Source organism: Trichococcus sp. ES5, assembly GCF_900067165.1.
Taxonomy (GTDB): Bacteria; Bacillota; Bacilli; order Lactobacillales; family Aerococcaceae; genus Trichococcus; species Trichococcus flocculiformis.
Map to the genome: position 1 here is coordinate 40,740 of NZ_FJND01000019.1, position 12,928 is coordinate 53,667.

The 12,928-nt window shown below is 42.3% G+C and carries 10 protein-coding genes; 4 read left to right on the forward strand and 6 right to left on the reverse strand.

Annotation, left to right across the window (positions count from 1 at the left end; all coding sequences use genetic code 11):
- Nucleotides 1-65 precede the first annotated feature (65 nt).
- The gene (ftsH, locus tag TES5_RS12345; RefSeq protein ID WP_369813498.1) at nucleotides 66-1,838 is read right to left on the reverse strand and encodes an ATP-dependent zinc metalloprotease FtsH; all 1,773 of its coding nucleotides are present in this window, start codon (nucleotides 1,836-1,838) and stop codon (nucleotides 66-68) included.
- A 133-nt stretch (nucleotides 1,839-1,971) separates the two neighbouring features.
- On the opposite strand from ftsH, the gene TES5_RS12350 reads away from it, so the two are divergent.
- On the forward strand, nucleotides 1,972-2,304 hold the full coding sequence (locus tag TES5_RS12350) for an iron-sulfur cluster repair di-iron protein, ric (protein ID WP_068562297.1): 333 nt from the start codon (nucleotides 1,972-1,974) through the stop codon (nucleotides 2,302-2,304).
- A 114-nt stretch (nucleotides 2,305-2,418) separates the two neighbouring features.
- Here TES5_RS12350 and TES5_RS12355 read toward each other — a convergent pair whose 3' ends face one another.
- From TES5_RS12355 to TES5_RS12365, 3 genes are all read right to left on the reverse strand, one after another.
- On the reverse strand, nucleotides 2,419-3,864 hold the full coding sequence (locus tag TES5_RS12355; RefSeq protein WP_068562298.1) for a TrkH family potassium uptake protein: 1,446 nt from the start codon (nucleotides 3,862-3,864) through the stop codon (nucleotides 2,419-2,421).
- A 15-nt stretch (nucleotides 3,865-3,879) separates the two neighbouring features.
- The gene (gene trkA / locus TES5_RS12360; protein ID WP_068562299.1) at nucleotides 3,880-5,232 is read right to left on the reverse strand and encodes a Trk system potassium transporter TrkA; all 1,353 of its coding nucleotides are present in this window, start codon (nucleotides 5,230-5,232) and stop codon (nucleotides 3,880-3,882) included.
- A 251-nt stretch (nucleotides 5,233-5,483) separates the two neighbouring features.
- Nucleotides 5,484-6,341, reverse strand: coding sequence for a helix-turn-helix domain-containing protein (locus tag TES5_RS12365; RefSeq protein WP_068562300.1), 858 nt, complete (start codon nucleotides 6,339-6,341; stop codon nucleotides 5,484-5,486).
- A 345-nt stretch (nucleotides 6,342-6,686) separates the two neighbouring features.
- On the opposite strand from TES5_RS12365, the gene TES5_RS12370 reads away from it, so the two are divergent.
- From TES5_RS12370 to rluF, 3 genes are all read left to right on the forward strand, one after another.
- Nucleotides 6,687-7,322: a hypothetical protein gene (locus tag TES5_RS12370; protein WP_068562301.1), complete on the forward strand. Its 636-nt coding sequence runs from the start codon at nucleotides 6,687-6,689 to the stop codon at nucleotides 7,320-7,322.
- Between the two features lie 976 nt (nucleotides 7,323-8,298).
- Nucleotides 8,299-9,039, forward strand: coding sequence for a tRNA pseudouridine(38-40) synthase TruA (gene truA / locus TES5_RS12380; protein ID WP_068562303.1), 741 nt, complete (start codon nucleotides 8,299-8,301; stop codon nucleotides 9,037-9,039).
- A 46-nt stretch (nucleotides 9,040-9,085) separates the two neighbouring features.
- The gene (gene rluF, locus TES5_RS12385; RefSeq protein WP_068562304.1) at nucleotides 9,086-9,793 is read left to right on the forward strand and encodes a 23S rRNA pseudouridine(2604) synthase RluF; all 708 of its coding nucleotides are present in this window, start codon (nucleotides 9,086-9,088) and stop codon (nucleotides 9,791-9,793) included.
- Nucleotides 9,794-9,934: 141 nt separating this feature from the next.
- Here the strand turns inward: rluF and TES5_RS12390 are convergent, their stop codons facing one another.
- Both TES5_RS12390 and TES5_RS12395 read right to left on the reverse strand, forming a co-directional pair.
- Nucleotides 9,935-11,368, reverse strand: a complete 1,434-nt coding sequence (locus TES5_RS12390) for an RNA-binding domain-containing protein (protein ID WP_083546534.1) — start codon at nucleotides 11,366-11,368, stop codon at nucleotides 9,935-9,937.
- 257 nt (nucleotides 11,369-11,625) lie between these two features.
- Nucleotides 11,626-12,928 (reverse strand): ISLre2 family transposase (locus TES5_RS12395; RefSeq protein ID WP_157080412.1); only part of this gene is annotated, 1,303 nt, incomplete at its 5' end.

A 12,928-nucleotide genomic window follows, 5' to 3' on the forward strand; every position in this document is an offset into this window, starting at 1 on the left:
CTATTTTCCATACTTATGATGTTTATTATGCCACAAATCGCAAAAAAATGTAAAAACTCGATTCATTAGCCTCCATCATCTTTTTCCTCTAGCATTTCCATGAATTCCTCGCCGGTCATGGTTTCTTTTTCGAGCAGGTATTTTGCAAGTTCATGCATTTTCGGTAAATTTCCCCGGATGATTTCCTTGGCTTTTTCATGGGCGAATGTGATGATGCGCAAAACCTCATCATCAATTTTCGCGGAGGTTTCATTCGACACGAGCGAGGTTACATCCGTTCCCAGATAAGGATTATTGATCGTTTCCAAGGCCATCATATCGAATTTTTCACTCATACCGTAGCGCGTGACCATGGCCCGTGCAATAGCCGTTGCAGCCTCTATGTCATTTTCCGCCCCGGACGTGATTGTATTTAAAATGACTTCCTCGGCAGATCGTCCGCCCATGTAGGTGACGATCTTGTTCAGGAACTTTTCCCGGCTCATAAGAATCTGGTCTGTCTCTTCCGACTGCATCGTATAGCCGAGGACCCCGGATGTCCTTGGGATGATGCTGATTTTATTGACTGGTGCGGAATCGGTCTGTTTTGCGGCAACGATCGCATGGCCGATTTCATGGTACGCTATCGCCAATTTGTCTTCTTTCGAGAGGATCGCATTTTTCCGCTGGTATCCGGCCAATATGATTTCCAACGCATACTCCAAATCGGATTGATTGATCTTGCTGCGCTCTTCTTTTATGGCATGGAGAGCGCCTTCATTTATCAGATTGGCAAGATCGGCGCCGGAGCTGCCGGGTGTATACTTTGCGATTCCTTTCAAATCAACATCCTCCGTCATTTTGACTGTTTTTGCATGCACCCTCAGAATCGCCTCTCTGCCGGCAATATCCGGCAGTTCGAGTGGAATGCGCCTGTCAAAACGCCCTGGCCTCAACAGCGCTTTGTCAAGAACTTCAGGTTTGTTCGTTGCCGCCAGGATCACCACGCCTTTTTCCGAGGAAAAACCGTCCATTTCATTCAACAATTGGTTGAGCGTTTGGTCCCGCTCATCATTTCCGGTGATTCCAGACAGGTTACGGCTCTTGCCGATCGTATCGATTTCATCAACGAAGACGATGCAGGGGGCTTTTGCCTGGGCTTGATTGAACAGATCCCGCACCCTGGCTGCTCCGACACCGACAAATATCTCCATAAATTCTGACCCCGATATCGAAAAGAACGGAACTTTGGCTTCTCCCGCGACAGCTTTCGCAAGCAGCGTTTTGCCGGTTCCCGGAGGTCCGACAAGCAGAATCCCTTTCGGCATCTTCGCCCCGATTTCCCGGTATTTTTGGGGATTGTGCAGAAAATCGATCACTTCCCAAAGTGCTTCTTTCGCTTCGTCCTGGCCTGCTACGTCCGCAAATGTTTTTCCTGTTTCAGATGCAGCATAAACCATGACATTGCTTTTGCCGAATTTCATTTCGCTGCCGCCGAGCCCTCCGACTCTTCCCTGCAGCCTGCGCATCATAAAGTTCCAGAACGCATACAACAACACCATGGGCAGAATCCAAATCAGGAAAAAATCAACAAGCGGAGAACTCTCCTCGATAATCTCTTTCTCAAACTTTACATCAGTCAGCAGCAGCCGGTCCGTGAGTTGAGGATCCTCCATTCTGCCGGTAATGAAGGTGCTCTCTGCCCCTTCATCGTCCAGCGCTGTGAATTCTATCCGGTTTTCCTCTACCAACACTGTCTCTACACTGCCTTCTTCCACCATGGCAACAAACGTCTTGTAGTCCACTTCTTCACCCTTTGACTTCATTATACCGCCAAATGATATGAAGGCGGTATCAATTGGCTATCCAGGATATTCCAGCCAATTTCGAAAGAGCGTCGTATCGATTTTCTTTTTCTTGACACAGATCAAGTATCTTTTGGCGGATCAGCATTATAATGAAAGCATCAGAACTCAGAAAGAAGGATCTCAGATGTCCAATCAACCCACATTTACAGAAGTGAAGGAAGCTCTCTTTCCAACATTGGAACAATACGTGCCGATTGTAGCCCGTGTACATGGAAAAAATCACCCGGAATTCCATGATGTTCACCAGCTATTCAACGCGATCCTCGAAAAGACCCTAACAGCCGACACAAAAAAACCAGACCTGAACGAGGAGTTCATCCAATTGCGCGCGGTTTCGAATAACTACACAGTTCCGGATGATGTGTGCGAAAGTTATGAAGCGGTCTATCAGATGTTGGCGAAAGTGGATCAAGCTTACCAAGCTTCATTATCGCCAAGAAGTTCCCGCTCTATCTGAGCACTTACCGGGACACCTTACAGCAAAAAACTGATGTCGACTTTATGTCAGCATCAGTTTTTTGAATTTTTCATGATCAAGCACGGTTGGCCGCGCTATCCACGCCTCTTATTTCTATTTTTTCCATGTACGCGGTGCAAAAAGGATCAAAATCGGAAAAATTTCCAACCGCCCCGCAAGCATCGTGAAAGACAACAAAACCTTTGAGTAATCATGCAATTTGCTGTAGCTGTATGCCGGTCCGACTGCTCCCAAAGCAGGACCGATATTATTGAACGTTGCCGCTACTGCACTGAAAGCCGACAAAAAGTCCGGCGCATCCAGACTGATGAGCATAAACACTGCTGCAAAGACTACCGAGTAGATGATCAGATAATTAGCTACACCGTGCTTCGTATTTGTCCCCAAAGGCTTTTGATCATATTGAACAACCACGATCCGATTCGGCTGCGCGACACGTTTGATTTCCGCAACCAGAATCTTAACATAGACAACGACACGCGAAATCTTCAATCCTCCAGCCGTAGAACCCGCACATGCCCCAAAAAACATCAGCAACAAAATCACCATCTGGGAAAATAACGGCCAGGAACCAAAGTCTGCTGTCGTAAATCCGGTTGTCGTAATGACAGAAGATACCGTGAAAAAAACATCCCTGATCAATTTCGAAATTGAATCATAGTCCCCTATCAGATTGATACAAATCAGCCCCACAGCACCCAGCACAATCAAGAAATACCACTTCAACTCTTCACTCTTGAATACTTGCTTGATATTTCCTATCAGCAATAAATAAATCATATTGAAGTTTATCCCGAAGGCAAGCATACCTATACTGATTACCCACTCAACGTAGGCATTCTCATAAGGCGTGATACTGCCATTTTTGATGCCGAAACCTCCCGTACCAGCTACACCAAAAGCATGAAGCAGAGAATCAAACAGATCCATCCCGCCAATCCAGAGCAGGATAGTGACGATGGCTGTCATGGAAAGGTAAATCAGATACAAAATCCGAGCCGAAGAAGACAATTTCGACACAAGTTTGCCGAAAGTAGGACCGGGTGTTTCGGCTTTCATGATATTAACGGATTGGGAATCGATTTGCGGCAAGACCGCCAAGGCAAAAACCAAAATCCCCATTCCTCCGACCAAGTGGGTAAAACTTCGCCAGAATAAGCTGGAATGGGATAAGGATTCCACATCATCCAAAATACTCGCACCTGTTGTTGTGAATCCGCTGCTCGTCTCGAAAAATGCATCCACAAAAGAAGGGATATCCGAATTAATGACAAAAGGCAGACTGCCGAAAAAGGAAAACAAAATCCAGGAAATCGCGACGATGACGAAGCCTTCCCGGGCAGTCATCCGTTTATTCTCAGGCTTTTTCAAGCTTAATAGTTGCCCGAGCACCGCCAAAAAAATCATCACGGACAAAAAACTGAAAAGATAGTTCCAAGATTCCCGATAAAGCAAGCTCACCGCAAGAGGGAAAATCATCAATGCGGCTTCAATCTGCAACAGACGTGCCACAACATAACGAACGATCGATACATTCATTCCGCATTCCCCTTCCTAATAAACGATGTCGTCGATATCATCATAATTTTTTTCTTTCGTGACAACGATAACGCGATCATTCGGCTTAATGACATCTTGTCCGGAGGGGATGATCAGTTTTTTATTGCGGATAATATATGCGATCAGCAGATTGGGTTTTGTATTCAATTTTACTAACGGGATATGGATGATCCGGCTCGTTTCTTTCACTTTGAACTGGATCGCTTCCGCTTCATTGTCCGCCAGACGATACAAAGCTTCGACATCGGACACCGAGGAATTTCCCAGACTACGAACAAAGCGTAAAATCGTATTGGCAATCACACGTTTTGGCGTAATGATCGTTTCCATTCCTAGTGAATCAAATATTTTCAGCAATAATTCCCGATTCACTTTGGTGATCACTTTTTCCACATTTTGTTGGATAGCATATAATGAAGCGATAATATTTTCTTCATCTACCCCAATCAAAGAAATGAAGGCGTTGTACGTTTCGATACCTTCTTGTTGAAGAACATCTTGGTCCGTCCCGTCACCCAGTATTACTTCAACATTTGGATAGGCTGCGCTCAGCTCCTCAGCGGTCTGGCGGCTCTGTTCGATGACTTTGATATCCATCCGGTATTCTTTCAGGAAATCAAGCAAGTAATAGGTCAGCCTTCCTCCACCGATCACGAGAGCGGAGTTTATTTTTGTTTTTTGGGGACAGACCGTTCTATAAAATTTACGGATTGTTGCCCTGTTTCCTATGATATAGGCATGGTCCCCAACAAGTAACCTGTCCTGACCAGAGGGAATCAGTGTTTCATTCTTCCGGCGGATAGCACAGACAAGTACGTCACCGAATTTTTTCCTGAAATCGGCTAGCGATAAGTCTGCAAGGGAAACAGTCGAACCAATTTCGATTTCGATCAACTCAACGCGGTTATCCGCAAAAGATTGGATGCTCAGAACTGTTGGGAACTTGATGATACGCGCAATGCTCCGCGCCGACTCCAATTCGGGATTGATCATCAGATTGATGCCCAAGCTTTCACGGACATAGTCAAAATGCCCAGAATATTCCGGGTTGCGTACGCGTGCAATCGTATATTTTGCCCCGAGTTTTTTCGCCAGGATACTGGCCATGATATTCACTTCATCTTGTGCTGTCACTGCAATAAAAATGTCGCAGTCAGCGACACCTGCTTCCTGTTGGATATCATAGCTGGCACCATTTCCGACTATGCCTGAGATATCATACGTGCTGATCAGCTTATCCAAACGCATTTCCATTTTTTCGATCAAAATAATATCATTTTCTTGTGTAGCCAATTCTGCACAGAGCACGGAACCAACCTTCCCGCCACCGGCAATCACGATTTTCATTCAAAACGTCCTTTCGTTTCTGACTTCTCTTCCATTATGACATAACGAGTGTATCTTCGCACATTTCGTGTGGATACACAAGATACTAATAGATGAATCTGGATAAGTATCCAACATTTTGGCATTTAGTTCATAAGAAAAATCGGATAGATTTAGCTGAAGTGCACAAATTTCCTGTGGTTGCTTGGACGTTATGAATGAATGGAATAATGCGTGATTTGTATATGCTCCGATTGAGGGGCACATGCAGATCACGCATTATTATTTCTTACAGTTTCCAGCAAGCCCTCACACTGGTTAGCCACGCGCTCCATATCCAGAAGCTTGAATGTCCGGATGATGTCCGTCAGCTTTTGGGCATCTTCCTGCTGCTGCATGATACCAATCAATTCCTTGAAGAACAGCAACATGACATGTTCGTACATCCTGTTGTCCGATACAGAAACGGTCTTTTCTAAATCATCATAGTAGAACAAGCTCTTCTCCAGATTATTTTTCTCCAGCTGCAACACCAGTATATTTGAAATGAGGGAGAACAGTTCGTTTTTATACCGTTTCATCTGATTGAACTCTATCATCTTCTCCTTGGCTCTAGCGTACACAGCATCCACTGCGTCCTCCGGAAAGAAATCCAAGGCATTGGTGAACAAAACCAATTCATAATAATGCCATGTCTCGCAATCGAAAAGGTAGTCTTTTATGACCGCCAACTCTTTATGCGGGAATGGCAGCTCGCTGAGGTTACACCTCAGCAGATGGATAATGCTCGCATGGTGCAAATATTTGATTTGGGAAGTTTCATCAAAATGATTTCGGGACGCTTCCTCTAAAGCCGCCAACCTTGGTATATCCTTTGCGTAGTAGGCTTCAGAATAAGCGCTGATCATCATAGCATCCGTATTCGCTTTGTTTCCATCATACAGGAAATGGAATTCCTCCAAAGACAGATTTAAATTCTCAAGAATCTGAAGAAATTTCTCGGCAGTCGTATCGCTGTGACCTTTTTCAAATCGCGATATGGCAGGCCTGCTCAGTATACCTTTGTAAACTTCTTTCGATTTCAGATTCTTGTTCTTCCGAATGTCACCTAGTACTTCTCCGATTTGCATCAACACCCCACCTTTTTGTTCCGTATTATTAACATTTTTACTATTAACAGTATAACTAGTTTACACTAAATATGTAAACAAATAAGAAGTAGGAGGAGTGTGAAATGTTGGAAAGCATCGGAACCCTTATCTGGGAGGTGATAGGCGGACTGTGAACACGTATTTTTGCTCTAGTACACAACAATTTAGAGAAATTTGTATAGAATAATTATCAAACATCTGCATGCTGTTCGATTTTGGGGCATTTTTTCTTAAACTTCAGATTATGCTAGACGAAGATAATTATTCTAAGGTAAGGAATATATGTTTTAAATATAAAAATATGATATTATAGGAAAAGTAGATATGAGAAAAATCTTTATGTGCGTCTTAATGACCCTAACGCTTCTAAATGTTGCCGCTCCAGATTTATCTGTATTTGCAGATGAAAACGACACACAAGTCATTAAAACTGAGATTACCGGAGGTCCGAATACTACCATTATAAATGCTAATATTATCCCGGAAGAAACTGTACACGAGTACGAATACGACGGGCTTGTTATTTCTTCTAATATCGCGTTAGAGGAAGACGATTTTCTTAGAATTCAACAAGAGGTAACTGAAGCAAGTAAAACATCAAAAATCACAGTTCGCGGCCCTGTTCAACCTGGAACATACACAGGATCCATCATATATGGACCAGTGAACAGAGTCAATTCCAACAAAAGTGTTCAGTTTGTAGTTGATGTTTTTATCGCTTGGGTAGGAACAAAAATACCTGTTAAATATACAGACACAACTTTTAAAAATTACATAGTTTCTTCAGTTTTAGGATGGAATATAGCTCCTACTTATACCTCAGAATGGATTTCCAGAGCTACATATACACCAAACACCGACTTTTGGCAATACTTCTCTACAATAGTCCGTCATTCAAGTTCAAGTTTTAATAACCCGACTCATGTTACGTATTACTCTACTCATATTGAGAGAAAATAACATCAAATTCGAGGTAATCTATTATGAATTTTTGGAAATGCATTGATTTCATTTTTTATATTTCTTTAACACTTTTGATGGTTAATGACTATTTTCCTGATTCGTTCCTATTTAATTTAATTCCCATAAAGTTAAATATATGGATCATCTTAAGTTTGTATCTTTTATCTATAATATCAAAACGATTCCGCCGTTCCAAAAATACAGACAATATAAATGGTCAGATACTGTCAATAATCTATTTGTTCTTCGTAATGCTTTTGTTGAACGCTTTAGGCGGGAAATCCGCTTCGGGTATAGGTTTAGGAAACATTGGTGTTTGGATAACTTTGGGTATTTCTGTTGGAGAAATTTTTGCGCAGAAACGTAAATCAGAATGAAAAGCAAGCAACGTGCGATGCCTTTTCGCAGGTTGCTTGCTTTGCTTTTACAAGGTTTTCTTACTGGATTCTCGGAAAATTTTAAACAGAATTTAGGCTGCCGAATAGAAGGTGATCATCACAATCCAATTCCAGATTGTATATTGAAGATTACATCGAAGGCTCACCTTACTCTGTGATCTGAGGCAGCAGGTCTCCTGTATCGCTCAGATTATATTCCGTTTCGGTAAGGAGACCTCCGTTTTTATGCAAAGCGTATTCGGAGAAGATAGTACCATCCTATTGAAAAATGGACGTTTGCTCCTTGCATACCTCCTTTTTTCTTATATTTGAATTCTTGGAACAGCTATAAAATTGATTTAATGAAAAAGATAACTGTCATTGAGTTTAGTTTAAACTATTCAGTTCGTTAACAGTAACAGTGTTAATAATAGGGAACAAAAATATTGGACCGGGAAAAACCGCCTAGCCTATTGGATTTGATTGAAAAGTCTAAAGATTCAACGAAAACACCCCAAACCAGCATGATATCCGTTATAATACAGGAGTACAAGGCATGTAACGATGCCCAGAATCCGATGTTTAAGGGAGATAAAATGAGAAATATAAAAATGACGATCGAGTATGATGGCGGCAGATACCTGGGATGGCAAAGGCTCGGGGATTCGGACAAAACCATTCAAGGTAAAATAGAGAATATCCTGTCGGCAATGACAGGAGAAGAAATCGAAATCATCGGCTCGGGCCGGACGGATGCCGGCACCCACGCCAGGGGACAAGTCGCCAATTTCAAAACGACATCCAAAATGGATTTGAAGGCGATGCAGGATCATCTGATCCGTTATCTCCCGCGCGATATTGTCGTCAAGGAGCTGGAGGAGGTTCCGGAAAGGTTCCATGCCCGCTATCACGCAGCCGGAAAGACATACAGCTATCATGTCTGGAATAATGTCGTTCCTTCCGCATTTGAGCGCCATTACAGCTACCATTACCCTGGACACCTTGATATGGACAGGATGAACGCGGCTTGCCAAAAGCTTGTCGGGAAGCATGACTTCCTCGGCTTCTCTTCACTCAAGAAATCGAAAAAATCAACGATCAGGACCATCAATGAAATCACAGTCCAGCAGGAAGGCAATCTGCTGCACTTTTCGTTCACAGGGGAAGGCTTCCTCTACAACATGGTCCGGATCATGATGGGGACGATCCTTGAAATCGGGGCCGGGACGATGGAACCCGAATACATTGATGCCATCTTCAAGAGCGGAATCCGCAGTGAGGCCGGCATGACCGTCCCTTCCCATGGACTGTTCCTGGATGCCGTTTATTACGATTGACAGTAGGCGCAAAATCTAAAAAATTTTGGATGAAGGAAGTGTCCACATGCGTATCAATAAATTTATAAGTGAGGCAGGCACAGCCTCCCGACGAGGGGCCGACAAGCTGATTACTGAGGGGCGCGTAACGATCAATGGAAAGCGGGCAACAATCGGCAGCCAAGTCGAGCCGGGGGATGATGTTCGCGTAAACGGTAACCAACTTTTCGTGGCCCGTAACAATGTCTACATTGCCTTGAACAAACCGGTCGGCATCACGAGTACGACCGAAAAAGGCGTCAAGGGGAATATTGTCGATTTGGTCAACCACCCTTTCCGGGTTTTCCATATCGGGCGCCTCGATAAAGATTCAGAGGGCTTGATCCTGCTAACGAATGACGGCGATATCGTCAATGAAATCTTACGTTCTGAGAACCAGCATGAGAAGGAATACGTTGTTTCCGTAGACCGCCCGATCACGCCTGAATTCTTGAAGCAGATGTCAGAAGGGGTCAAAATATTGGATACGATCACCCTGCCTTGCAAAGTGGAACAGCTATCAAAATATGATTTTAAAATCATATTGACCCAAGGACTCAACCGTCAAATCCGCCGCATGTGCGAAGAATTGGGATACAACGTCTACCGATTGCAAAGAATCCGCATCATGAATATCCAGTTGGACAACCTTCCAGTGGGACAATGGCGCTACCTGTCAAAAAAAGAAAAAGCGCAGTTATTCCAAGAGTTAAACTATGAGCCCAAAGAATGGTGAAACCATAGGCTTGATGAATTTGGTAACCTAAAAAGCCGGATGCCATGCGATTTTTCGCTGGTGTCCGGCTTTTTTATTTTCCAATAGTGATTTGTGCAAGGTCAGTTTTTTTGTGTATTCCTTCTTTTATTTAACAACATCTTACCTAAAATTGGCTTTAATGTATTTTTGCTTAGAACTTTTTGGTTTATCAGGCTTCGTTCGAACAATAAGCCCTTCTAAAAGCAATGGATTCAATATATTCCTTCTAAAATGACTAATATCTGATAAATTCAAAATTTCCATCAGTTCTCTTGCAGACATTGCTGTATTCAAACTTTCTAATACAATTTTTTGATTTTCACTCAATGAAACCTTAACAGGCAATTCCTCGCTCACATCGTTTGTTTTCCCTACATTATCTTGTTTTTTTGGTACACGTACTTTGAATATATCTCTATTTTCAATAAGTGGTATTTCCCCGAACATAATAGGTGCATATTTGAATATTTTATTTACACCTGAGCCTAGTTCGTCTATTAAGCCAAGTATATTAAATACTTTTGCAATAGTTGGATTTTTCGGATAAGGCTCAATCTGGTTTTTTTGCATTATCCCTGGATGAACCGGCTTATTAGCATTTTCAACTAGAATTCTATCTTTCTCAATTATCAATCTCGAAACGTATGCATTTGAATATTCTCTATGAACTAACATATTTACTATTAGTTCTCTAAAGAGGACATCTCTAACATTAATACGTACATCACCTTCTATATAAAAGGCACTAGGCAAGTGCTTCCTAACAAATCCCATTAACCTTTCATAGCTTTCTATTAAATTAGTACGGATATTTTCTCTATCGTCATATCTTTCGACATCTTCAATCCTTAATAAGGCATCTATTCTAAAATAAGGTAAAACGGAGGCAATTAATTCATCTTTTCCAAAAGTAATGATTGCCGCTAAAGTAAACCCTTCTCTTCCGTTAATATAATCCTTACTATACATACCTAAAGATTTTAAAATCTCGATATGGTCCGCAGTTGCCCATATATGGTTAGCGTCTTGAGTGATTGCTACCTTTTTCACCCTATCAATTAGATCCCCACGCAAGTCCTCTAAATTCACAAAAGGATATATTTGTCTTTCCGTATATTCTGATTGTTTTCTAATATATGTTTGTTGAACTAAAACTGTATTATTCGTAATATCAATATCAGCGTCTTCGTTTCTATCAAAAATTTTACTGCCATGTCTATGCACTTGTGAACTGCTAGGAACAAAAACATGTAAAATTTTTTTATCGTCAAGGTCAAATTCATTGATGTCTAAATATAAAGGCGGGTTTATTTTTATCGGCGACTGAATAGCAGTAACAAAGTCTTTTTTCATCTGTAATATCTTTTCAGGATTTACACCCGTTACCATTCCGTCATCAGCTACACCTAAATAGATATTTCCACCATTCCTGTTTGAAAAAGAACACACTGTGTCATAAACATTTTTAGGTATGTCTTGAGACGCTTCTTTAAACTCTAAAGATAACGACTCTTTACCCGATCTTATTTGATCTAAATATTCATCTTTTATCAAACTTAATCCCTCTTCGTATCATATATTTTTCTCTAATGATAACACAAAAATGCTAGTGTATGACTATTTTTATGACAGAAGTATGTGTCAATCTTTTCTATGCAAAGTTCAGAAACCTTACTTGTAGTGCCAATTTGAAATTGTTTTAATATTGTCCCTGAAGCTTTGGCGCGCGTCGCTTGCCCTTCCCTCCGGGAATACAGTGAATCAAAAAGCGTAATTCACTGTATTCCCGGAGGATTTGAAGAAAATTCTGATTAACTCGCAAATATTTTCTTCATCATTCCCATGCTGCAGGTCGCGTTCATCGCTGGTATACCAGCCTGTCTAGCGGGTGTCCTCTCTCTGCCAGAATGTTTCTTTAACGCATTTCTGACTGCGAATTTCAGTTTTACCGCTAAACTTTCCGGAACGGTGCGTACTGGCTCCGTTAACGCTTTTTCTAGGGTTCCCATCTTCTTACCTTCAATGATGGAGACCATCGCCCGAGCGCCATCATGGCTCCAGTATTTCCCATTACCTTTCATTCGGTAGCTGTAAGGTCGATGATTACTTTCACAGCTTCCAATTCCCCGGATTCCTTTGCAGGATTCGATTTCTCTTAACGGACGAAGATACGCCCAGTTTCTTTCTAGGTAGGCTGCCAAAAGTCGTAACTCCTCTTTTTGATCTTTCTCCTGTTCTAGCGAGATTTTACTTTCAATCGTATCCAACACAATCGCAATCGAATCCCAATCATAGGACCATAGGGCCTTTTTCAGCGGCAGTTCCATCTCTGGACACCAAGAAAGACGGCTCTTAATCTTTTTGTGAACGTGATAGCGATCCACCTGATGGATATGTTCCTTACACACACCAATTGCCATGGCACAGTCCTCTGCCCGATAACCTGAGCCACCATCGGTGTTCGAAATGACTACCGTATTTTTGAGATCGTAATGACTCCCTAAATAAATCGCTGCTTTCTCCCATGCATCTTTCGCTGATTTCAACGATGACACAAATATCGGATTTTTCAGTTTCTTTCTTTTCCCGCTTGTTGTGACGCCTTCTGCTATTTGGACTCGGTGGATCTCTTCTTTTCTTTTCCCCTTGCCTTTAATGACGATCCCATCGCCTTCTACCAAGAGAAAAGGTACTTCTTTCTGTTCTTCGGGTAATGCCACTTCGTATTCTTCTAAGTTTTGTTTCTCCCACTGCGCTTGCTTTTCTCCTACCGATTTCACAATATTGCCCACTGTTCCATGGCTCATGCTGAACGAAGTCAGTTTAGTGACGGCTTCGGCCACACCGCGGTAGACGCTGCCAGTCACAAGTTCGGCCACTTGCTTTTGTAAAAGGGTAGAGTAGCGCTCGCTTTTATTGAAGCCACAGATGTTATCCAGTGGGAAAAAGCTCTTTTCACCTTTCTTCTTTAAACGTCTACGCATAAACTCGACTGTACCGAATGTGAAAGTAATCGTGCGTGAATCCCTGTTGGCGATACGCCATCCTTCCGCTTTAAACGGAACGTACAACTCGCTATCCAAGGCCTCTAAGGCCTCCTTCATGAGTTGACTT